The 21,275-nt window shown below is 63.7% G+C and carries 23 protein-coding genes; 7 read left to right on the top strand and 16 right to left on the bottom strand.

Annotated features, from left to right (window positions below; all coding sequences use genetic code 11):
- From GOEFS_RS08865 to GOEFS_RS08905, 9 genes are all read right to left on the bottom strand, one after another.
- The coding region (locus tag GOEFS_RS08865; protein WP_007317560.1) for a carbamoyl phosphate synthase preATP-grasp domain-containing protein at window positions 1-292 on the bottom strand (292 nt) is incomplete at its 3' end.
- The gene (gene carA / locus GOEFS_RS08870) at window positions 292-1,431 is read right to left on the bottom strand and encodes a glutamine-hydrolyzing carbamoyl-phosphate synthase small subunit (protein ID WP_007317561.1); all 1,140 of its coding nucleotides are present in this window, start codon (window positions 1,429-1,431) and stop codon (window positions 292-294) included. The genes carA and GOEFS_RS08865, both read right to left, overlap by 1 nt.
- Window positions 1,428-2,003, bottom strand: coding sequence for a PH-like domain-containing protein (locus tag GOEFS_RS08875; protein ID WP_007317562.1), 576 nt, complete (start codon window positions 2,001-2,003; stop codon window positions 1,428-1,430). Before GOEFS_RS08875 ends, carA begins: the two co-directional genes overlap by 4 nt.
- Window positions 2,000-3,316, bottom strand: coding sequence for a dihydroorotase (locus tag GOEFS_RS08880; protein WP_007317563.1), 1,317 nt, complete (start codon window positions 3,314-3,316; stop codon window positions 2,000-2,002). The genes GOEFS_RS08875 and GOEFS_RS08880 overlap by 4 nt, the downstream gene beginning before the upstream one ends.
- 55 nt (window positions 3,317-3,371) lie before the next feature.
- Window positions 3,372-4,304, bottom strand: coding sequence for an aspartate carbamoyltransferase catalytic subunit (locus GOEFS_RS08885; protein WP_007317564.1), 933 nt, complete (start codon window positions 4,302-4,304; stop codon window positions 3,372-3,374).
- Window positions 4,304-4,909 carry a bifunctional pyr operon transcriptional regulator/uracil phosphoribosyltransferase PyrR gene (gene pyrR / locus GOEFS_RS08890; RefSeq protein ID WP_007317565.1) on the bottom strand — a complete coding sequence of 202 codons (606 nt, stop codon included), beginning with the start codon at window positions 4,907-4,909 and terminating at the stop codon, window positions 4,304-4,306. The genes GOEFS_RS08885 and pyrR overlap by 1 nt, the downstream gene beginning before the upstream one ends.
- A 62-nt stretch (window positions 4,910-4,971) precedes the next feature.
- Entirely contained in the window at window positions 4,972-5,430 is a 459-nt protein-coding gene (gene nusB, locus GOEFS_RS08895) for a transcription antitermination factor NusB (protein ID WP_007317566.1), read from the bottom strand.
- Between the two features lie 13 nt (window positions 5,431-5,443).
- Window positions 5,444-6,007, bottom strand: a complete 564-nt coding sequence (gene efp / locus GOEFS_RS08900; RefSeq protein WP_007317567.1) for an elongation factor P — start codon at window positions 6,005-6,007, stop codon at window positions 5,444-5,446.
- A gap of 87 nt (window positions 6,008-6,094) precedes the next feature.
- Window positions 6,095-7,195, bottom strand: coding sequence for a M24 family metallopeptidase (locus tag GOEFS_RS08905; protein WP_007317568.1), 1,101 nt, complete (start codon window positions 7,193-7,195; stop codon window positions 6,095-6,097).
- A gap of 102 nt (window positions 7,196-7,297) precedes the next feature.
- On the opposite strand from GOEFS_RS08905, the gene GOEFS_RS08910 reads away from it, so the two are divergent.
- The 4 genes from GOEFS_RS08910 (at window position 7,298) to GOEFS_RS08925 (ending at window position 10,971) form a co-directional block, all read left to right on the top strand.
- Window positions 7,298-7,795 (top strand): B-4DMT family transporter, encoded by a 498-nt coding sequence (locus GOEFS_RS08910; protein WP_007317569.1) that lies wholly within the window; start codon window positions 7,298-7,300, stop codon window positions 7,793-7,795.
- A gap of 200 nt (window positions 7,796-7,995) precedes the next feature.
- Window positions 7,996-9,189 carry a thiolase family protein gene (locus tag GOEFS_RS08915; RefSeq protein WP_007317570.1) on the top strand — a complete coding sequence of 398 codons (1,194 nt, stop codon included), beginning with the start codon at window positions 7,996-7,998 and terminating at the stop codon, window positions 9,187-9,189.
- On the top strand, window positions 9,182-9,823 hold the full coding sequence (locus GOEFS_RS08920; protein ID WP_007317571.1) for a TetR/AcrR family transcriptional regulator: 642 nt from the start codon (window positions 9,182-9,184) through the stop codon (window positions 9,821-9,823). Before GOEFS_RS08915 ends, GOEFS_RS08920 begins: the two co-directional genes overlap by 8 nt.
- The gene (locus GOEFS_RS08925) at window positions 9,820-10,971 is read left to right on the top strand and encodes an acyl-CoA dehydrogenase family protein (RefSeq protein WP_007317572.1); all 1,152 of its coding nucleotides are present in this window, start codon (window positions 9,820-9,822) and stop codon (window positions 10,969-10,971) included. The genes GOEFS_RS08920 and GOEFS_RS08925 overlap by 4 nt, the downstream gene beginning before the upstream one ends.
- 105 nt (window positions 10,972-11,076) lie before the next feature.
- Here GOEFS_RS08925 and GOEFS_RS08930 read toward each other — a convergent pair whose 3' ends face one another.
- Complete coding sequence (locus GOEFS_RS08930; protein WP_007317573.1) at window positions 11,077-11,964, bottom strand: LysR substrate-binding domain-containing protein; 888 nt, start codon at window positions 11,962-11,964, stop codon at window positions 11,077-11,079.
- A gap of 94 nt (window positions 11,965-12,058) precedes the next feature.
- Here GOEFS_RS08930 and GOEFS_RS08935 point away from each other — a divergent pair, with 94 nt between their 5' ends.
- The 3 genes from GOEFS_RS08935 to fabG are packed head-to-tail and all read left to right on the top strand — an operon-like array spanning window position 12,059 to window position 15,293.
- Entirely contained in the window at window positions 12,059-13,342 is a 1,284-nt protein-coding gene (locus tag GOEFS_RS08935; RefSeq protein ID WP_083837278.1) for an acyl-CoA dehydrogenase family protein, read from the top strand.
- On the top strand, window positions 13,339-14,553 hold the full coding sequence (locus tag GOEFS_RS08940; RefSeq protein ID WP_007317575.1) for a CaiB/BaiF CoA transferase family protein: 1,215 nt from the start codon (window positions 13,339-13,341) through the stop codon (window positions 14,551-14,553). The genes GOEFS_RS08935 and GOEFS_RS08940 overlap by 4 nt, the downstream gene beginning before the upstream one ends.
- 14 nt (window positions 14,554-14,567) lie before the next feature.
- Window positions 14,568-15,293, top strand: coding sequence for a 3-oxoacyl-ACP reductase FabG (gene fabG, locus GOEFS_RS08945; protein ID WP_007317576.1), 726 nt, complete (start codon window positions 14,568-14,570; stop codon window positions 15,291-15,293).
- Between the two features lie 98 nt (window positions 15,294-15,391).
- Here the strand turns inward: fabG and GOEFS_RS08950 are convergent, their stop codons facing one another.
- From GOEFS_RS08950 to GOEFS_RS08975, 6 genes are all read right to left on the bottom strand, one after another.
- Entirely contained in the window at window positions 15,392-16,882 is a 1,491-nt protein-coding gene (locus GOEFS_RS08950) for a bifunctional phosphatase PAP2/diacylglycerol kinase family protein (RefSeq protein ID WP_007317577.1), read from the bottom strand.
- 150 nt (window positions 16,883-17,032) lie between these two features.
- Window positions 17,033-18,139, bottom strand: coding sequence for a 3-dehydroquinate synthase (gene aroB / locus GOEFS_RS08955; RefSeq protein WP_007317578.1), 1,107 nt, complete (start codon window positions 18,137-18,139; stop codon window positions 17,033-17,035).
- Window positions 18,136-18,642, bottom strand: coding sequence for a shikimate kinase (locus GOEFS_RS08960; RefSeq protein WP_245549802.1), 507 nt, complete (start codon window positions 18,640-18,642; stop codon window positions 18,136-18,138). The genes aroB and GOEFS_RS08960 overlap by 4 nt, the downstream gene beginning before the upstream one ends.
- Before the next feature lie 26 nt (window positions 18,643-18,668).
- Window positions 18,669-19,877, bottom strand: coding sequence for a chorismate synthase (gene aroC / locus GOEFS_RS08965; RefSeq protein ID WP_007317580.1), 1,209 nt, complete (start codon window positions 19,875-19,877; stop codon window positions 18,669-18,671).
- 81 nt (window positions 19,878-19,958) lie between these two features.
- Complete coding sequence (locus tag GOEFS_RS08970; RefSeq protein WP_245549803.1) at window positions 19,959-20,414, bottom strand: A24 family peptidase; 456 nt, start codon at window positions 20,412-20,414, stop codon at window positions 19,959-19,961.
- 40 nt (window positions 20,415-20,454) lie between these two features.
- The gene (locus tag GOEFS_RS08975) at window positions 20,455-21,270 is read right to left on the bottom strand and encodes a shikimate dehydrogenase (RefSeq protein ID WP_007317582.1); all 816 of its coding nucleotides are present in this window, start codon (window positions 21,268-21,270) and stop codon (window positions 20,455-20,457) included.
- Between the last annotated feature and the right edge of the window lie 5 nt (window positions 21,271-21,275).

Genomic DNA, 21,275 nt, shown 5'->3' on the forward strand with positions numbered 1-21,275 from the left:
GACCGCCGAGAGTCGCGAGCACCGCGTCGATGGGGTGCCCCGCGTCGCGCTCGGCCTCGATGACCTTCTCCACGTATTCCGCGGTGATGGGTTCGACATAGGTGGCGTCCGCGAATTCCGGGTCGGTCATGATGGTCGCCGGGTTGGAGTTGACCAGACTTACTCGCAGTCCTTCGCTGCGCAGTACGCGGCATGCTTGGGTTCCGGAATAGTCGAATTCACAAGCCTGGCCGATGACGATCGGGCCGGACCCGATGACCAGGATGTGGTTGAGATCGCTGCGGCGTGGCATCAGGCGTTGCCTCCGTTCTTGGAGTGGCGGGCGTCAAGCAGGTCGACGAAGCGGTCGAACAGATAGGCCGCATCATGCGGGCCGGCGGCGGCTTCGGGATGGTATTGCACCGAAAAGGCTTGGCCGTCAAGTAGTTCCACGCCCTCGACGACGCCGTCGTTGGCACAGACATGACTGACTCGACCGCGCCCGAAGTCGGTGTCGAACTCTTCGCCCGCCTCGCCTTCCAGTGCGAACCCGTGGTTCTGAGCGGTGATGGAGATCTTGCCGGTGGCAGCATCGACAACCGGGATGTTGATGCCGCGGTGGCCGAATTTCATCTTGTACGTGCCGCGACCGAGGGCGCGGCCCAGGATCTGGTTGCCGAAGCAGATGCCGAATAGCGGCAGTCCGTCGCCGAGCACATCTCGGGTCAGGTTGACGGCCGCATCGGCGGTCGCCGGATCACCCGGCCCGTTCGAGAGGAACACTCCATCGACGCCGAGGGCGGTGATGTCGGCGAAGCTCGACGACGACGGCAGCACATGTACCCGCAGGCCGCGCTGCGCGAACATCCGCGGGGTGTTGGTCTTGATGCCGAGGTCGATGGCGGCGACGGTGTATTTCGGTTCGCCCGCCGGCTCCACCAGGTAGGTGTCGTCGGTGCTCACTTCACCGGCCAGATCCGCCCCCGCCATTTCGGGCTGATTACGAACGCGGGCCAGTAACTCGTCATGGCTCGCCAGCGCAGCGCCGGAAAAGACCCCCGCGCGCATCGAGCCGTGCTCGCGCAATACTCGCACGACCGCGCGGGTATCGATCCCGGCGATGCCGACGATTCCCTGACGGTCGAGTTCGTCTTGCAGGGATGTGGTTGCGCGCCAATTGGATACGCGGCGGGTTGGGTTGCGGACGGCATAGCCGGCGACCCAAATCTTATCTCCCCTGGACTCGTCATCCTCGTCATTCCAGCCGGTATTGCCGATCTGCGGCGCGGTGGCCACCACGATCTGCCGGTGGTAGCTCGGGTCGGTGAGAGTCTCCTGATACCCGGTCATCGCGGTACAGAACACCGCTTCACCCAGTGTCTCGCCCACCGCTCCAAATTCGGCTCCGGTAAAGACCTGTCCATTCTCAAGCACCAACAGTGCTGTACTCATTCGTCCGTTCCCTGCGTTGTGCTTGTGTTGATGTCGGTAGCTGTCGACTCAGTCGCGCCCTCGTCGAAGTCGGCAACCGGTGTATAGCGCTCGATCCACGTTTCGTAGACCTGTTTGTCGTCCGCGCGTAGACCCGAGTCGATCTCGGTGCCCGATGGCAGCACCCATCGGATGACGAGTAGTCCATCCGCGGTCATCACTTTGCCGGCCAGACCACGTTCGGTGCGGATCGCCGTCAGCGACCCGCGCGGAATCCATATCGCGCTTGCCCCCTTGCGCTGAAACAGAATTCCCGATTCATAACCGACTAGCTCGGTCGCCGCTCGGTCGCCGTAGTCGCCGACGGCGATGCGGTCCTGCCAGCTCGGTGCGAGCGTGGAGCCGACATACAGCCCACTGTGCGGGCCAATGACGATCTCACCGAGATCGTCGGGTACCGCCGGAAATTCGCCGATGATATTCTCCTGGCGCCGTCCGCGATTGCGCCATCCGCGCAGCACCAGGCTGATCAGCAGCAGCCAGAGTGCCAACACTCCGATGACGATGATGATGTTGTAGAAGATCTCGTTCACCGCGACTGCCTTCCGACGATCGCACCATCACGCGCGGTTACCTTGCCGCGCAACAGAGTTGCGGTGATCGTGACCGGCATCGTCATCGTCTCGTACGGGGTGTTGGTCGACAAACTCGCCAAATCGGCGCCGTTGACCACCCATTCGCGGTCGGGGTCGACCAGCGTCAGATTCGCTGGCTCGTTCACCGCGATGGGGCGGCCCTGATCGGCCAGCCGCACGATCTCAGCTGGTCGCTCACTCATCACGCGAGCGACACCGCGCCAGTCGAGCAGCCCGGGCTTGACCATCGTCTCGACGATGACTCCCAGCGCGGTCTCCAGTCCGAGCATCCCGGGACGAGCCTGGGCGAATTCACAACACTTATCCTGGCTCGCATGCGGCGCGTGATCGGTTGCGACACAGTCGATCACGCCGTCGGCGAGTGCCTGGCGCAGCGCGAGGTTGTCGCTCTCCTCCCGCAGCGGCGGATTGACTTTGTTGATGGGATCATATGTTTCCAGCCGCGCATCGTTGAGCAGCAGGTGATGCGGCGTTACCTCGGCGGTAATCGAGATCCCCTGTGCGCGCGCCCATTTCAGCAATTCAACGGTGCCCGCGGTCGAAGCGTGGCAAATGTGAACACGCGTGCCGGCATCGCGCGCCAGAAGCGCATCGCGAATCACGATGGATTCCTCGGCGGCCCGCGGCCAGCCCGCCAAGCCAAGACGCGATGCAGTCGGACCCTCATGTGCAACCGCACCCACCGTCAGGCGCGGCTCCTCGGCATGTTGCGCGATAAGGACGTCGAGTCCCTTGGCGTATTCGAGGGCACGACGCATCAGCAGCGGGTCATCAACACATTTGCCGTCGTCGGAGAACATCCGGACACCGGCCGCGCCAGCGTTCATCATTCCCATCTCGGAAAGCTGTTTCCCCGCCAACCCCACCGTGACCGCACCCACCGGGTGCACATCGACCAGGCCGACTTCGCGGCCGGCGCGGTACACATTGTCGGTGACGGTCGAATTGTCAGCGACCGGATTGGTATTCGCCATCGCGAAGACCGCGGTGTAACCGCCAAGTGCCGCCGCGGCCGAGCCGCTGGCGACGGTCTCGGTGTCCTCACGACCCGGTTCACGCAGGTGGGTGTGCAAGTCGACAAAGCCGGGCAGGACGATCGCGCCGTCGCCGTCGAGCTGATCGACACCTTCGGGCGCAGCCAGCTCGGTGCCGATCTCGGCAATCGCGCCGTCGACCACGAGAATATCGACCGCCTCATCCTGACCATATGGCCGCACCGAAGTGATCAGAATGGACTGACCCGCACTCACGAAATGCCTCCTGTAAAGGTCATCATCAAATCCCCGTCGCTTCGCTCGCCCCTCATCACAACCCCGTCGCTTCGCTCGCCCCGGCTAACAACCGGAACAACACCGCCATCCGCACATGCACACCGTTGCGCACCTGCTCGAGGACGGCGGCCCGCGGTGAATCGGCAACCGAATAGCCAATTTCCATGCCGCGCAACATCGGTCCCGGGTGCAGCACTACCGCGTCGTCCGACAGTGCGGTCATCCGCTTTTCACTCAGTCCGTACCGCACCGCGTATTCACGGGGCGAGGGAAAGAAGCCGCCATTCATCCGCTCGGCCTGTACTCGCAGCATCATCACCGCATCGGCGGCCGGCAGTTCAGCATCGAGTGAGTTGCTGACGGTCACCGGCCAGTGCTCGACGCCGGTCGGGAGCAGCGTCGGCGGCGCGACGAGGGTGACGTCGGCACCGAGTGTCGACAGCAGAAATGCGTTGGAACGCGCGACACGCGAGTGCAGCACGTCGCCGACGATCACTACGCGTCGCCCGTCGAGTGATCCGAGGCGCTGGCGCAGAGTCAGTGCATCGAGCAGGGCTTGCGTCGGATGTTCGTGCGTGCCGTCACCCGCATTGATCACGGCCGGGCCATCGGTCCACGCCGCGATCTGATGGGCCGCTCCCGACGCGGGATGGCGCACGATCAGCGCGTCGGCGCCAGCGGCGTGCAGGGTCTTAACGGTGTCGCGCAGGGATTCGCCTTTGCTCGCCGACGAACTCGACGCGCTCACATTGATGACGTCCGCACTCATCCATTTTCCCGCTACTTCGAACGAAACCCTTGTGCGAGTGGAGTTCTCGTAGAAGACCGTCATGACGGTGCGGCCGCGGAGGGTCGGCAATTTGCGTACCTCGCGACCGGCCAGCGCCTGTTCGAACCGCTCGGCATCGTCGAGGAGTTCGGTGGCCTCGTCGCGGGACAGATCGGCGGTGGACAGGAGATGTCGCATCAGTGCTCCCCCTCCCCCGACCGATTACCCGTCGGCGACGTCAACACCACTTCGTCGACGCCGTCGTGCTCGGCGAAATGAACGGCAACATCCTCGTCGCGTGCGGTCGGAATATTCTTGCCGACGTAGTCGGCCCGCAATGGAAGTTCCCGGTGACCACGGTCCACCAGTACCGCGAGCTGGACGCTGGCCGGTCGGCCGAGATCACGCAGGGCGTCAAGCGCGGCCCGAACCGTGCGTCCGGAGAACAACACATCGTCGACGAGGATCACTCGTGCGTGGTCGACGCCACCACGCGGAACCATCGTGCGTTCGAGTGCCCGGTGCGGTTTATCCCGCAGGTCGTCGCGATAGAGGGTGATGTCGAGATAGCCGGCGGGAACCTCGACTCCGGAGAATTCGGCGATGCGCTCAGCCAGGCGGTGACCGAGGAACGTGCCGCGAGTCGGAATGCCGACGATGACGACCGGCTGCCCGTCGGGGGCGTCGAGCGCGGTCTTCTCGATGATCTGATGGGCCATCCGTGCGATGGTTCGCCCGACGTCAGCGGCGTCGAGCAGAACTCGGCTCGGCCCGGTGGCCTCGCCGTCGCTGCGATTGGACAATCTGACCTCCTTCTCCGCCTCACAGGACGGTCCGTTAAAGGATGTCTTACCGGTCGATCACTCTACACGTCGTCGCCGGCCCGTGCGGCTGACCGCACCTGCGGTGCGAGTTCGGCGATCTTTCCGAGCACACCGTTCACGAAGGCCGGCGAATCATCGGTCGACAATTCCTTTGCCAATTCCACCGCTTCGTCGACGATGACAACCGGGTCAACATCGTTGGCATTGAACAACTCCCACGTCGCCAAGCGCAGGATGGCGCGGTCGACGGCTGGCAGGCGTTCGAGGGTCCACTCCTTCAAATGCGATGCCACGACGGCATCGATCTGCGGATAGTCGCCGGCGATTCCCTCGATCACCGTCGCGGTGTAGTCGTGCACCGTGCCGACGCTCTCGTCGTCGCGCACCAACTCGCGGCGCTCGACGATCAATTCCGCCGGAGACACATCCTTGGCCTCCGCTTCGAAGAGCAGATCGACGGCGCGCTTGCGCGCCTTGTGCCGGGTTCCCGAATGCTTCACGTGCTACTACGACCTAGCTGTTGACGCGACCGAGGTAGCTGCCGTCGCGCGAGTCGACCTTCAGCTTGTCACCCGTGTTGATGAATAGCGGGACGGCGATCTCGGCGCCCGTCTCCAACGTCGCCGGCTTGGTGCCACCGGTCGAACGGTCACCCTGCAGGCCGGGGTCGGTCTGCGACACGACGAGCTCGATCGTCACCGGCAGTTCGATGAACAGCGGGTTGCCCTCGTTCAGCGATACCTGGACGGTCATATTTTCCAGCAGGAACCGCGACCCGTCGCCGACGATCTCCGGAGAGAGCGGCAACTGCTCGAATGTCTCCGAGTCCATGAAGACGAAGTCGGTGCCATCGTTGTACAGGTAGGTCATATCGCGACGGTCGACCGTCGCGGTCTCCACCTTCACACCGGCGTTGAAGGTCTTGTCGACGATCTTGCCCGACAGCACATTCTTGATCTTGGTGCGCACGAATGCGGGGCCCTTACCCGGCTTGACGTGCTGGAACTCCTGGATCTGCCACAACTGGTTGTCCATCCGCAGCACGAGGCCGTTCTTGAAATCTGAGGTATTCGCCATTGGCGTCGCCTTCCTCTTTGCTCGTCCCGGCGACTTCTCATCGGCACCGCCGCCCGATGTCGTCGGGTGGCAGATGCCGAAAGGCCGTCACAGGACCGTAAACGTCTTGTCGGTAGTGGTCAGCAGTAGCGGGTCGCCGTCGGTGACGACAAGTGTGTCCTCGATGCGGACGCCACCTGCGCCGGGCAGATAAACACCAGGCTCCACAGTCACTGCTGCGCCGAAGGGCAGTGTACCGGTCGCGGCCGATCCGATTCCCGGCGCTTCGTGTATCTGCAGGCCGACGCCGTGTCCCAGCCCGTGGGTGTAATGGTCACCATGGCCGGCGGCAGCGATGAGATCACGGGCGGCAGCATCGATACCGCGCAGGTCAGCACCCGGTTGCAAGGCAGCGCGGCCAGCCGCCTGGGCGGTTGCGACCAGGTCGTAGATATCCCGCTGCCAATCGGCCGCGTGATGAAGGACATAGGTGCGCGTCATGTCTGAGTGGTATCCGCCGACGACCGCGCCGAAGTCGAGTTTGACGAAGTCACCGGCGGCCAGCACCGCTTCGGTCGGGCGGTGATGCGGGATCGCTGAATTAGTTCCGGCCGCGACAATCGTCTCGAACGCGATCGCGTCGGCACCCTCGGCATACATTTCCCATTCCAGTGCGCGTGCCACCTCGCGCTCGGACCGGCCGGGCTCGAGAATCCCCTTCTCGATGATCGCCGCGAGGGCCCGATCGCCGACCGCACAGGCGCGAGTTAATAGTTCGATCTCGCCGGCGTCTTTCACGCTGCGCAGGTCTTCCACGACTCCCGACGTCGGGATGAGTTCAACCTTCCCGTCGAACCGTTTCGTCAGCCGATTGAAGGCCGCGACGGACAGGGCTCCAGCTTCGAAAGCGACTCGGCGGATGCCGTTGTCCACCGCATGCGTTAATAGAGCACCGACGACGTCACGTTCGATCGTTGCGGGCAGGTCGGGACTCTCCTGAGCGACCTGCGTCGTATAGCGACCGTCGGTGGCGATTTGATCGGCGTCGTCGCCCGCATCGATCGAGCACAGCAGCGCGGCATTCGACCCGGTGAACCCGGTCAGGTACGAAACATTGATCAGATCGGAGACGAGGAACGCGTCGGCGTCGAAGCCGGCCCGCAATCGGTCGCGACGAGCCCGGTGACCTGTGGAGATCGAAGCAGTCATGGCTGCCAACCTACTCGCCTCGGCTGCCACTGCACCGCTGGCCGGGCCCCAATCCGCGGGTTGTGATTCCGTTCACCATTGGGCGTTGATAGGCTCGCCCCCATGAATTCGTGGTTGCTCCGTGGTGTTGTCATGTCCGCGGTACATATCGTCGCGCGGGTGATACTGGGCATCCTCATTGTCAACGTTCCCTTGCACGGCACGTTATGGAAGACGCTCACGCTCGCCGTGGTGGTACTCATCGCGATTATCGCGGGCGGCATCGACGGTCTGCGCGACGCCCACGCTCACGATGATCCCGACGATTACGAAGACCTCACGGTCCGCTGGCTCAAAGCCGGGCTGTTCGCCGGCTGGGTCGCCGGATTCGTGTGCTGGCTCCTGGGCACACTGGTCTTCTCCGGAATCGGTGAATCCAGTTTCTGGATTGAGATGACCGCGGGCGCGTTCTTTACCGCGCTGATCATTTTTGTCCCGGCATTCGTCGGCGCGAGCCTGGGACGGATGCTGGTACGCCGACAGCAGCGCAAAGAGACGCAGCGATCCGACGACGCGGACGGATCGAATCCGCAACTGGCTGACGCCGCAGTCGCCCAGTAACGCAAGATCTTTCGATGCCCCCGACCAGTTGTGGTCGGGGGCATCGTCGTTTCGGCGGTCTTGGTTACGCGCATCGTGCGGGGCGACTTCTTGCCCGCGCGGGGTTTCGCATGCTAGACCAATATAACGAGCGTTAGATCGGGAAGGCGTTTGGTCATCGTCCGACGCGCTCTCAACACAGTCTTGAGAAGGGACTCCACATGCCCGAAGCCGTCATCGTCGACGTCACCCGCCTCGCCTCCGGCAAAGGAAAACCCGGCGGCGCCCTGTCGGGTACCAAACCGGTCGAACTACTCGCACATGTCCTGCGCACCCTCGTCGAACGCAACGACCTCGACCCCGCCCTGGTCGACGACGTCATCGGCGGGTGCGTCGGCCAGGCCGGCGAACAGGCCCTCAACATCTCCCGCACCGCCCTCCTCTCAGCCGGTTTCCCCGAGTCGGTGCCCGCGACCACGGTCGACCGTCAGTGCGGATCGAGCCAACAGGCCGCCCATTTCGCCGCGCAGGGCGTGATCGCCGGGGCATACGACATCGTGATCGCTGCCGGCGTGGAGTCGATGAGTCGCGTGCCGATGGGTTTCACCTTGGCGGGTCAGAACCCCTACGGCCCGTCGATCGCTAGCCGCTACCCAGAAGGTCTTGTCGGACAGGGCATTTCAGCGGAGCTCGTTGCCGCGAAATGGAAACTCGATCGCGAAGCACTCGATACTTTTTCCGCCGAGTCTCATCGTCGCGCTGCAGCGGCGATCGCTGACGGCTTCTTCGACCGCGAGATCACCCCGATCGAGGTGACCGCCGCCGACGGCTCCCCCGTTACGCATAGCGTCGACGAAACCGTCCGCGCGTCGACAACCGCCGAAGGTCTCGCCGGCTTGAAATCGTCCTTCTACTCCGAGGAGTACTCGACTCGCTTCCCGGAGATCGGTTGGCACATCACGCCCGGCAACTCATCGCCGCTGACTGACGGCGCTTCGGCCGCGCTGATCATGAGCGACACGATGGCGGCGAAACTGAATCTCACTCCGCGCGCGCGGTTCCACTCCTTCTCGGTAGCCGGCGACGACCCAATCTTCATGCTGACCGCGCCCATCCCGGCGACACATAAGGTCCTGGCGCGTTCGGGACTCTCGATCGACGACATCGACGCCTACGAGGTCAACGAGGCTTTCGCCCCGGTTCCACTGGCTTGGGCGCACGAGTTCGGTGCCGATCCGGCGAAACTCAATCCACGCGGCGGAGCGATCTCACTCGGCCATGCGCTCGGCTCATCCGGTACCCGCTTGCTATCGACTCTGGTCAATCACCTCGAAGCGACCGACGGGCGATACGGTCTGCAGACCATGTGCGAGGGCGCGGGTATGGCAAACGCAACGATCATCGAACGTGTCTGACTGGCGCACAACGGATCCGGTGATCTTGACGCCGATTTTGGCAGCGGCCAAGACGTCGTTTCACGCTCGCGGATTCCACGGCACCTCGACCCGCGATATCGCGTCGCGTGCCGGGGTGTCGTTGCCGACGCTGTATTACCACCACGAGAACAAGGAGGGCATCCTTCTTGCCGTGCTGATCAGCGCGATGGAATCGGCGCTGGCTCGGGTCAGCGCCGCCATCGACGATGGGGATGATCCCCGCGAACAGTTCGCCAACGGCATCGAGGCAGTTGTCCTGCATATGACCGCCGATCAGGAACTCGCCGCCAGCGAAGGCGAAATCCGCTACGTCGAGACCGATAATCCGTTGCGCCGCAAGTACATCGATATGCGTGCGAGTTTGGAGAGTCAGCTCGACGACGTATTGCGACGTGGCATCGCGGACGGTTGTTTTCAGATCGACGGCGACGTCAAGAACATGCTGCGCTACCTACTAGGCGCGTGCCGATCGGCGGCCGACTGGTACCGACCCGACGGCCCACTCACCCCCGCCGACGTCGCTGCGTCCTATGTGGAAATTTCGCTGCGCGCCGTCGGCGCCAGCCTCGACCTACTGAAGTCACTCAACCATCAGGAGTCTGAAAAGCGATGAAACGCAACGTTTTCGAACCCGAGCATGAGCAACTACGCCAGACCGTCCGAACTTTCCTCGAGCGCGAGGTTGCGCCCCATACCGCCGACTGGGAACGCAACGGACAGGTAGATCGCGAGGTCTACCGCAAAGCGGGGGAAGCCGGCCTACTCGGCTTCAATGTGCCCGAAGAATTCGGCGGCGCCGGCATCAGCGACGACTTCCGGTTCAATGCCGTGATCGCCGAGGAACTCGGCCGATTCGGCGGCAGCGCACCAGCTTTCACACTTCAGAACGATGTCATCGTGCCCTATTTCCTGCATTTGGCAAATGATGAACAGCGGGCTCGATGGATGCCGGGGATGGCAACCGGCGAGACCATTCTGGCCATCGCGATGACCGAACCCAGCGCGGGCAGCGACCTCGCCGGCATCAAGACATCTGCGACCGCTGACGGCGACGACTACATCGTGAATGGCTCCAAGACGTTCATCTCGGCGGGGATCAATTCCGACCTCGTGGTCGTCGTGGCCCGCACCAATCCCGACCCGTCTGCTGGCCATAAAGCGTTCTCGCTCATCGTCGTTGAACGCGGTATGGCAGGTTTCGAGCGCGGTCGAAAACTCGACAAGATGGGCCAGAAGGCACAGGACACCGCAGAATTGCATTTCGACAACGTGCGAGTCCCCAAGGCGAATCTCCTCGGCGAGGAGGACAAGGGGTTCTATCACCTCATGCACAATCTCCCGACCGAACGGCTGTCGATCGGTATCGCGGCGATCGGTGGCGCGCGGGCAATCTTCGACGAGACGCTTCAATATGTGAAGGATCGCAAGGCATTTGGGCAGCCGATCGGCGCGTTTCAGGCAAATCGATTCACGATGGCCGAGCTGTCGACCGAACTCGACATCGCCGAGCAATACATCGATCGGTGCCTGCAGGCCGCGCTCGATGGCGAACTGACGGCGGTCGACGCGTCGAAGAACAAGTGGTGGTGTACCGAGCTCGCGAAGAAGGTCATCGATCGATGCCTGCAACTACACGGCGGTTATGGCTACATGAACGAGTACCGAGTGGCAAAGGCGTACACGGACGCTCGTATCCAAACGATCTTCGGCGGTACGACCGAGATTATGAAAGACATCATCGGGCGAGATCTGGGACTGTAGATCGGTCGTACGTTGCCCGAAACCTGCATTCTGGCGTCGGCGAGGGAAAATGCTCCTTCGTCGACGCCAGGAAGCAGTTTGATCCGGCGGCGGCCACGAAATGACTCACTCCCGCAAGGCGAACATGGCATCAAGCACCGCACGCAACGCCGGATTTGTGTCGTCGCGGCGCCATGCCGCACGCAGGTCCACATCCGGTGCGTCGTCAGTGAGGGGCACAAACGACACATGCGGCTCGTGGACATTGCGCGCTACCGACGCCAATGTGAGGTGACAGCCGACCTCGGCACTCACCAGCGCCAGCGCCGTTTGTGTATCCGGCGCCACCTGAATGATGTTGGCTACGAAGCCTTTTGCCTGGGTCACTCGCCGCAACCGGTCAGGCATAATCGCGCCCTCGTGTAGAGGTAACGACACAAATCCGTCCTCGGCCAACGCAGCGATGGAAATACTCGGCAGTTCGGCCAGCCGATGCGTATCCGGCAATGCGACAACGAGTGAATCGGCCATCACCACTTCGGTCGCGACCTCGGCGGGCACCACATCCCATCGTCCCAACGCGAGGTCGGTCTCGCCGATGACGACCTTCTTCATCGCTGGCTGCGCGAAGTTTTGGCTCGACAACTCCAGATGCACACCTGGATGCCCGGCGCGGACCGCACGGGCGACTTCGGCTACCAACAGGTGGGTGGATAGGCCGGCGAACGCGATCCGCACCTCGCCCACCTCACCGTTGGCCGCCGATCGCACCGCGATCTCGGCGCGTCGTATCGCCTCCAACACCTCACGCGATGGTCCGACCAACGCTGCTCCGGAAGCGGTGAGCTGGACCGACCGGGTGTTCCGATCGAATAGGGTCGCACCGAGCTTGCGTTCAAGTCTTTTGATCGTCCGGCTGAGCGGAGGTTGCGCCATGTGTAGCCGCGCCGCCGCGCGACCAAAATGCAACTCCTCCGCGACTGCTAGAAACGCCCGAATATCAGCGAGATCCACGTGTACACCTTCACAACATTAAGACCCCATTGGTATCACAGAACGATCAATTCAATATTGGACTGATCATAATGATGCCGGGCATAGTATGACCATGGTCACTAATACTCCCGAAGTCGACGACGACGTATTCGCCGAGATCCTCAAGCAGATCAACCATTTCGTGCGGACGCGAGTACTACCTCGGGAGAACGAGATCATGGCCGCCGACGCGGTGCCGGCCGATTTACGCAACCAGGCCGCCGAGATGGGGTTATTCGGCTACGCGATCCCACAGGAATGGGGAGGCCTCGGTCTTGACCTACGCCAGGACGTGGAAGTCGCGATGGAACTCGGCTACACCTCGCTGAGCGTCCGCTCGATGTTCGGCACGAATAACGGCATCGCCGGACAGGTGTTGGTCGGTTTTGGAACCGACGAACAACGCTCGCGCTGGCTACCGGGCATAGCCTCCGGCGACGTCGTAGCGTCCTTCGCGCTCACCGAACCGGGTGCCGGTTCAGATCCTGCCGGGCTGAAGACTACGGCGCGTGCCGACGGCGACGGCTGGATCATCAACGGCGGCAAGCGGTTCATCACCAACGCGCCTGACGCCAATCTCCTGGTGGTGTTCGCACGGATTGATCCCGCACCGGGCGCCGGGAGCGAAGCGAGCGGGCCCAAAGTAGCGGGCGCCGGGAGCGAAGCGAGCGGGCCCAAAGTAGCGGGCGCCGGTAGCGAAGCGAGCGGGCCCAAATCAACAACGAGTAGCGGAATCGCGGTGTTTTTGGTGCCGACTGATACCGACGGGGTCGAGGTCGGCCCGAAGGACGTCAAGATGGGCCAGGAGGGGTCGCGTACCGCCGACGTCACCTTTACCGACGCCCGGATCGGCTCGGATGCCCTCGTCGGCGCCGATGCCGCTGTGGGCTACCGCGCGGCTATGACGATTCTCGCGCGCGGTCGCGTACATATCGCCGCGGTCGCGGTCGGCCAGGCACAACGTGCCCTTGATGAATCAGTCGCCTACGCTGCGACCGCCACTCAAGGTGGCACTCCGATCGGTGACTTCCAACTGGTTCAGGCGATGATCGCCGACATGCAGACCGGTGTGATGGCGGGCCGGGCCCTGGTGCGCGACGCGGCGAAGGCGTGGGTCGACGAAACAGATCGTCGCATCGCGCCGTCGGTCGCGAAATTGTTCTGTACCGAAATGGCCGGCAAAGTGGCCGATCTGGCTGTTCAGGTACACGGCGGAACCGGCTATATGCGCGAGGTGCCAGTGGAACGCATTTACCGCGACGTTCGGTTGTTGCGGCTCTATGAGGGCACCAGCGAGATCCAGCGGCTCATTATCGGCGGCGGCCTCGTCCGGGCGGAAAAGAAGAAGGCACAGTGACCCTTCCGCTCGAGGGCTATACCGTCGTCGCGATTGAGCAAGCAGTGGCGGCGCCGCTCGCTACACGCAATCTCGCCGATCTGGGCGCCGAAGTGATCAAGATCGAACGGGTCGACGGTGGCGACCTGGCGCGCGGCTACGACCATGTCGTCGAAGGCACGGGTGCGCATTTCGTTTGGCTCAACCGTGGCAAGAGGTCACTGGCAATCGATGTGAAATCGGCTCGCGGACAACAGATTGTCCGAGGAATGATCGATCGTGCCGACGTCTTCGTCCAAAATCTCGCACCGGGCGCGACGGATCGGTTGGGCTTCGATGCGCGGACCCTGCGCGCCGACCACCCCGAGCTCGTCGTCGTTAACCTGTCCGGCTACGGCTCCGGCGGGTCGCATTCGCACCGCAAGTCCTACGACATGTTGATCCAAGCCGAAGCCGGGCTGATCTCGCTGACCGGTACGCCGGACGAGCCGGTCAAGACCGGCATTCCCACTGCCGACATCGCGTCGGGAATGTATTGCGCCCAAGCAGTTCTCGCTGCTCTGCTGCGTAGGGCGCGCACCGGCGAGGGGGCCGAGATTGAGGTGTCGATGCTTGAGTCGACGGTCGAGTGGATGGGCCATTCGATGTACACCCAGCTACATACCGGCGCGCAGCCGCCGCGAATGGGTGTGAGCCACAGTGCGATTGCCCCCTACGGCTCCTTCCCCACCGCCGACGGCGACATCCTGATCGGCGTCCAAAGTGACAATGGGTGGCAGAGTCTCGCGGGCGATGTGCTCGATTCACCTGAATTGGCAGCAGATACAAGATTTCTCACCAACGTCGGCCGCGTGCGACATCGCGCGGACTGCGACGCGGCCGTCGCTTCCCTCACTGCTCGTTGGTCCACCACCGACCTCGATACTCGCCTTGCCGCAGCGGGAGTGCCCGCCGCGCAAATCAAACAGGTCGACGACATGATCGGTCACGAGCAGTTGCGGGCGCGAGATCGGTGGCGCACCGTACACACCGAAAACGCCGATGTCCGTGCACTATTGCCACCGGCAACCTTCACCGACTACGAGTCCCCGATGGGTGCGGTACCCGCCCTCGGTGAGCACAGCATCGAAATACTTGCGGCCACTGGGCTCGACGAGGCTGAGATCACCGACCTGGTGACGTCGGGCATCGTCGGCACGGCTTCGAAAAGCACTACTACCCCAGCTATCTGAACTAGGAGACGTGAATGTTGCAAGATAAGACCGCGGTGATCACCGGCGGCGCTCAAGGTATTGGCTTGGCCATCGCGCAGACCTTCGCCGAGCATGGCGCGCGAATCGTGATCGGCGACCTCAACGAGGATCTGGCCAAGAAGGCCGCGGCAACTCTGCCCGACGCGATCGGTGTTGCCTGCGACGTATCCGACGCTGCCGACGTCGGCAAGCTTCTCGCCGCCGCTGTCGAGAAGTACGGCTCGCTCGACGTTATGGTCAATAACGCTGGCATTACTCGTGATTCGACAATGCGCAAGATGACCGAAGAGGATTTCGATGCCGTGATTTCGGTCCACCTGCGCGGCTGTTGGAATGGCACCCGACAGGCTGCCGGCATCATGCGTGAGGCTGGCGGCGGCTCGATAATCAACATGTCGTCGATCTCCGGCAAAGTCGGCATGGTCGGTCAGACCAACTATTCGGCAGCAAAGGCGGGCATCGTCGGACTTACCAAGGCGGCGTCGAAAGAGGTTGCGCACCTTGGTGTTCGGATCAATGCGATCCAGCCCGGTCTGATCCGTACCGCGATGACCGAGGCGATGCCACAGAAGGCGTGGGATTCCAAAATGACCGAGATCCCGATGCAGCGCGCGGGCGAACCGTCCGAAATCGCCTCGGTCGCACTGTTTTACGCATCAAACCTGTCGTCGTATATGACCGGCACGGTGGCCGAAGTGACCGGCGGCCGACACCTATAGGTTGACGCAAACCCGACCGGGTCGGACATTCCCGACCCTCGTTCTGGGTCGGGTATGTCCTGGCGAGTTGGGTTTGCGAGCTATTCGACGGCCGCTGCTCACGGCACCGGACGAAATACCTTCAGTGCCCGGTAGCGCACGCTGAAGCTGGCTTCGTCCACCTCATCGGACAGTTCGCCGTCGCGGGCGAGCAGGGTCGGTCCGTCCACCGCGGTGAAGCGGAATTCGGGCACCCGCAATTCGTGATAGAGCGGGCTGCGAACTAGGCGGCCCAGCACCAGCGAGGTGAGGATGCGCGCCGTGGCGAAGGGACGCTCGGTCTCCAGGATCCGGATATCCATCAGCCCGTCGTCCATCCGCAGCCGCCGCGCCGGTGCGAATCCCGACGGTAGGTAGGACGAGTTGCCGAGGAAGAACAGCGACGTCCGCAGGGTCTTGTTGTCGTAGGAGATGCGCACCGGTTCGTCCCGCCGCAGCGTGTGAAACATGGCGTAGGCCCCGGCCAGCGGCTTGCCGATCTTGTGCTCGAGCTTCTCCCTGGTCTGCACGAACGTGGGATACGCACCGATGCTGGCGGTGTTGATGACGGTTCCCGTCTCGTTGAGCCGCAGGACGTCCACGCAGCTGACGTCGCCGGCGCGGATGGCCGCTACGGTCTGCGCAACGGTGTCACAGCCGATGTCCTTGGCGAAATGGTTGAACGTGCCGCCGGGGAAAACGGCTAACGGACGGTCGGTCGCTAGGGCCACCCCCGCCGCAGCGGCCACCGTGCCGTCGCCGCCGCCGATCGCGATAACCTCTGCCCGCTCGGCCGCCGCGCGGAGGACATCCTCGACGTCGTCGTCCTTGCCGACCTCGACGATCTCCATCTTCGGCAGGGCTTCGCGAGCCTCAGCGAGGACCCTCGCCCCGGTACCGCTGCCCGACGCCGGGTTGATGACCAGCACCACGCCGTCGCCGTCCGGACGCGGCGGGGTGTCGATGCGCAGGGGGTCGGCGACAGGGATGCGCGCCTCCACGATCGGCGGCACGATCTTGCCGCCGAGCACCGCGACCGCCGCGCCCACGCCGAAACCCGCCAGCACGTCACCGGGATAGTGCGCACCGGTGGCCACCCTCGACACCCCGACCATCCCTGCCAGCAACGCGAGGCCGAGCCCCACCGGGGCGCTCTCGAGGCCCACGCCCACGGCGAACGCCGCGGCACTCGCCGAATGACCCGACGGCAGGGAGTTCGACGTCGGCATCCGCCGCGACCTCCGGATGACGGGAACCGGGGTGACGTTGGGGCGCGGCCGCTTCCACACCCGCTTGGCCAGCTGGTTGGTTACCAAGCTTGTCACGGCCAGCGATGCCACGCCCCGGCCGGCACCGCGCTGCACCGACGAGCGGCGGGTGGCCATCAGCGTGGCCGCGATCGCCAGCCAGAGCTTGGAATGGTCGGCGGCCGCGGTCAGTTTCGGCATGAAGCCGTCGAGCAGCGGGCTCGGGGACTCGGCGATGGTCTCGAACACCTCACGGTCCAGCGTGCCAAGACCCTGACCGATCTGTCGGATGCCCTGCTGTCGTTCCCCGGGAAATAGCTTCATACCAACCAACCTACTGGGGATACGAAAGCGCGTCGGGCGCAACCAAATTGTCACGTCAGCCCGCAAACCCGACCTGCGCGGACATTCCCGACCCGAGTTTCGGGTCGGGAATGTCCGCGCGGGTTGGGTTTGCGAAGGGCGACGTTTCCCCTACAGCAGGACCCCACCCGACGGCGCTCCGCCGCGGGCTACCGCGGAATAGGCCGCGGCGATCAAACTCGGGTCCGGCCCCTCTAGTCGCGCCGGCTTCGCCAAACCGTCGAGTACGACGAAACGCAGTACGCCAGAGCGGTTCTTCTTGTCACCGGCCATCGTCTCGAGAAGGTCAGGCAGGGCGTCCGCGTCATAGCTGACCGGCAACCCGACCAGTTCCAAGATGCTCCGGTGCCGGTCGGCGGTTGCGTCGTCCAACCTCCCCGCCAGGCGTGCCAGTTCGGCCGCGAAAACCAGGCCAACGGAAACAGCCGCGCCATGACGCCACTTGTAGCGCTCACGACGTTCGATGGCATGGCCGAGAGTGTGTCCGTAGTTGAGGATTTCGCGTAGCGACGATTCCTTGAGATCCGCCGACACGACGTCGGCTTTGACCTGAACAGAACGTCGAATCAGTTCGGGCAGCACAGACCCGGTGGTGTCCAGCGCCGCCGCGGGATCGGCTTCGATGAGGTCGAGGATCACCGGGTCGGCGATGAAGCCGGTCTTGATTACCTCGGCGAGCCCGGCCACCACCTCGTGATGCGGCACCGTCTCCAGTGTCGCGGTATCGATCAGCACCGCGTCGGGCTCATGGAATGACCCGACGAGGTTCTTGCCGGCATCGGTGTTGATTCCCGTCTTACCGCCCACCGCGGCATCGACCATCGCGAGCAGCGTCGTCGGGATATGAATAACACCGATTCCGCGCATCCAGGTGGCCGCGACGAATCCTGCCAGGTCGGTCGCCGCGCCACCGCCGAGTGAGATCACCTTGTCATTGCGTTTGAGGCCGATCCGCCCGAAAACCTCCCAGCAGAATGCGGCGACCGTCAGGTCTTTGCCAGCCTCGGCATCCGGGATCTCGATGCGATGTGCGTCAAACCCTTTGGCCGCCAGGAATTCTCGCACGGCCTCGGCAGTCTGTAACAGCGGCGGCTGATACAGAATGGCGATGGAATCGGCGCCGGCGGCAGCGGCGGCGACGTCATCGAGCAACCCACGACCGATGAGGACGTTATAGGGCGCACCGGCGTTGACGGTGATCGATACTGGCTCGCTCATGCCTGCTCTCCTGTGGTTGCGGCCTGCCCACCAGCGTCGGGCAGCGCGTTGATTATGGTCGTGACGAGGTTGTCCACCGCGTCATTGGCGTCGACGGTATGCGTGGCAACCGAACGGTAGATATCGCGGCGGGCGTCGAGAAGTTCGGCATATCTGTCGGCAGGGTCGTCGGCGGCCAGTAGCGGACGGTCGGTCCCGGCGACCCGCGCGAATCCGTCGGCAGCCGAAATTTCCAGGTACACAACGTGATGTCCAGCGAGAGCAGCACGGATCTCCGGGACGGTAACTGACCCGCCACCGAGCGAAACGATCCCGCTCGAACTGGCGAGAACATCGCGGACCGTCGCCAATTCCAGTGTCCGGAAAGCCTGCTCGCCGTCGTCGGCGAAGATCTCCGCGATCGCGCGGCCGGTCTGACGTTCCAACTCGCTATCGGTGTCGGTGAAATCGACGTCGAGCGTCCGCGAAAGCGCTTGTCCGACAGTGGATTTACCGGATCCCATGAACCCAGTCAGTACGACGATCGGCGTCATGGCCGGGGCGGTCGGGCAGCGATACGCTCGCGGTAACGCGTCACATTGTCCGCGGTCTCCCCCGCCGAGTCGCCGCCGAATTTCTCCAGCGCCGCCTGCGCGAGAACCAGCGCGACCATCGCTTCGGCCACGACACCCGCAGCGGGCACGGCGCACACGTCCGACCGCTGATGGATCGCCGCGGCCGTCTCGCCGGTCGACATATCGATCGTCGCCAGCGCACGCGGCACCGTCGAAATCGGCTTCATCGCGATACGTACGCGCACCGATTCGCCGTTGGTCATTCCGCCCTCGAGGCCACCGGCACGGTTCGTCGAACGCAAGACTCCGTCGGGACCGGGCACCATTTCGTCATGTGCTTCGCTACCTCGACGTCGGGCGGTGGTGAAACCGTCGCCAACCTCGACACCCTTGATCGCCTGAATGCCCATCAGCGCGCCGGCCAGTCGCGCGTCGAGGCGCGTCTCCCCGCTGACATGGGAGCCGAGCCCCACCGGCACTCCGGTGGCGACCACTTCGACGATTCCGCCGAGCGTGTCGCCATCCTTCTTCGCCGCCTCGATCTGGGCGATCATATCGGCTTGCGCGGCCGCGTCGAATGCCCGAACCGGGCTCTCATCGATGGCCGGCAGATCGTCGATCGTCGGCGGCGGACCATCGTACGGCGCGCTCGCTCCGATCGAAATGACATGGGAGACAACCTCAATGCCCAATACCTGGCGCAGGAAGTTCCGCGCGACGGTGCCCGCGGCCACACGAGCGGCCGTCTCTCGTGCGCTGGCACGTTCGAGTACCGGACGAGCGTCATCGAAGTCGTATTTGAGCATGCCCGAGTAATCAGCGTGTCCAGGACGCGGACGAGTCAGCGGCGCGTTACGTGCGCTGCCCTCCAACTCGGCGTCATCGACGGGGTCGGCCGACATGACCTGCTCCCACTTGGGCCATTCGGTATTTCCGATCTCGATAGCCACCGGACCGCCCTGGGTCAGCCCATGCCGCAAACCGCCGATCACGGTGACCTTGTCGGCCTCGAATTTCATCCGAGCGCCACGCCCATAGCCAAGACGACGTCGGGCCAATTGTTCGGCGATATCGGACGAGGTGACCCGCACCCCGGCGACCATCCCCTCGACCATCGCCATCAGGGCGGGGCCATGCGATTCTCCGGCAGTTATCCAGCGCAACACAGTGCTCAATTCTTCCATGCCGAGTCCCCGACATCCGCATCCGCCCTGCCGGCCGAGCAACTCACCTTCGCACGAGGTGCCACGATTGCCTCAAATCCCTCAGCCCGCGACGAGTATCGTCGCGCCGACCAGCGCCGGACCATGTGGAACCCAGCGGGAGTCCCGGCATCTCGACGGCCCGATGATCATCGCCACCTGCGCCAGCAAGACCAGAACCAAGGCCGTGAGCGGATCACCCACTATCCCGCCGAGCACATATGCCAATTTCACATCCCCGGCGCCGCAGTGCCCGAGCCCGAAAGTCGTCAGATAGGGCGACATCGCGACACACGCGGCGATGAGCGTGGTCGGATCACCACCGGTGACGTCACCGATCCCCGCCGCTGATACCGCCACCAGCGCGGGAAGGGTCCACCTGTTGGGCAATCGCATCGTGCGGGCATCAACGCCGGCCAGAGCGAGCAACCACAGCGCGATGCCAACTCCGGCAACCGATTCCACCACGTGATCGATCATGGCGTCGCGATCTCGGGATTCACGGCGCCCAGAAGGCATTCGGCCGTTCGCTGGGGATGGCGACAGGTGCTGTGGACGGTTACCGCGAGTCGTCGAGTGCGGCTGCCATCGCCGCCTTCGGGGCTGGCAAACCGGTGAACAGTTCGACCTGGCGGTAAGCCTGATTGAGCAACATCACCAATCCGCCGACCACGATTCCGCCAGCGGCGGTGACGGCGTCGGCCAGTGGCGTCGGCCACGGTGCGTAGATGACGTCGATGACTCGCTCGGCCGGCGCTATCGCCGCGGCGATAGTCGCCGATGCCGCGGCGGGCACCGTCGATATCGTGACCGCGGCGTCGACGGCGGCATCGGTCAGCGCCGGCGAAGCCTCGAATGGCAGGTAATCCACCGCCATACCCAATTCATCGGCGACCTCGAAGGTCCGAAGCGCGCGATCGCGATCACGGGCGACAACAGTCAGATGTCGTACACCAGCGGTGCCTAGTGCCGCCAGAGTCGGCATCGCTGTGCCGCCCGCACCGATCACTACCGCGCGCGGTCGTACCGCGAAGTCCGCACCGATTTCGGTCAATGCGCCAGTCATGCCGTCAATATCGGTGCAGTCGGCATACCAACCGCGTTCGGTGCGAACCAGAGTGTTCGCCGACCCGACGAGCGCCGCGCGGTCGGAAACCTCGGTCGCGTATCGCAATGCTGCGAACTTGCCCGGCATAGTCACCGAAAGTCCGACGTAGGAATCATCAAGGCCGTCAACTAACGCGGGCAAACTATCCGCGTCGCATTCGAGTCGTTCGTAGGTCCATCCAACAAGGCCAAGCGCCGCGTAGGCGGCCAGATGCAAATCTGGCGAACGAGAATGGCTAATTGGCTTACCGAGTACGGCTGCCCTCATAGTCG

It is taken from the genome of Gordonia effusa NBRC 100432 (assembly GCF_000241305.1).
Taxonomy (GTDB): Bacteria; Actinomycetota; Actinomycetes; order Mycobacteriales; family Mycobacteriaceae; genus Gordonia; species Gordonia effusa.

Excerpts from the sequence above, each read along its gene's own strand:
- carA (WP_007317561.1), bottom strand. The coding sequence starts at position 1,431 with ATGAGTACAGCACTGTTGGTGCTTGAGAATGGACAGGTCTTTACCGGA.
- GOEFS_RS08885 (WP_007317564.1), bottom strand. The coding sequence starts at position 4,304 with ATGCGACATCTCCTGTCCACCGCCGATCTGTCCCGCGACGAGGCCACC.
- efp (WP_007317567.1), bottom strand. The coding sequence starts at position 6,007 with ATGGCGAATACCTCAGATTTCAAGAACGGCCTCGTGCTGCGGATGGAC.
- GOEFS_RS08905 (WP_007317568.1), bottom strand. The coding sequence starts at position 7,195 with ATGACTGCTTCGATCTCCACAGGTCACCGGGCTCGTCGCGACCGATTG.
- GOEFS_RS08910 (WP_007317569.1), top strand. The coding sequence starts at position 7,298 with ATGAATTCGTGGTTGCTCCGTGGTGTTGTCATGTCCGCGGTACATATC.
- GOEFS_RS08915 (WP_007317570.1), top strand. The coding sequence starts at position 7,996 with ATGCCCGAAGCCGTCATCGTCGACGTCACCCGCCTCGCCTCCGGCAAA.
- GOEFS_RS08925 (WP_007317572.1), top strand. The coding sequence starts at position 9,820 with ATGAAACGCAACGTTTTCGAACCCGAGCATGAGCAACTACGCCAGACC.
- GOEFS_RS08935 (WP_083837278.1), top strand. The coding sequence starts at position 12,059 with ATGGTCACTAATACTCCCGAAGTCGACGACGACGTATTCGCCGAGATC.
- fabG (WP_007317576.1), top strand. The coding sequence starts at position 14,568 with ATGTTGCAAGATAAGACCGCGGTGATCACCGGCGGCGCTCAAGGTATT.
- GOEFS_RS08950 (WP_007317577.1), bottom strand. The coding sequence starts at position 16,882 with ATGAAGCTATTTCCCGGGGAACGACAGCAGGGCATCCGACAGATCGGT.
- aroB (WP_007317578.1), bottom strand. The coding sequence starts at position 18,139 with ATGAGCGAGCCAGTATCGATCACCGTCAACGCCGGTGCGCCCTATAAC.
- GOEFS_RS08960 (WP_245549802.1), bottom strand. The coding sequence starts at position 18,642 with ATGGGATCCGGTAAATCCACTGTCGGACAAGCGCTTTCGCGGACGCTC.
- aroC (WP_007317580.1), bottom strand. The coding sequence starts at position 19,877 with ATGGAAGAATTGAGCACTGTGTTGCGCTGGATAACTGCCGGAGAATCG.
- GOEFS_RS08970 (WP_245549803.1), bottom strand. The coding sequence starts at position 20,414 with ATGCCTTCTGGGCGCCGTGAATCCCGAGATCGCGACGCCATGATCGAT.
- GOEFS_RS08975 (WP_007317582.1), bottom strand. The coding sequence starts at position 21,270 with ATGAGGGCAGCCGTACTCGGTAAGCCAATTAGCCATTCTCGTTCGCCA.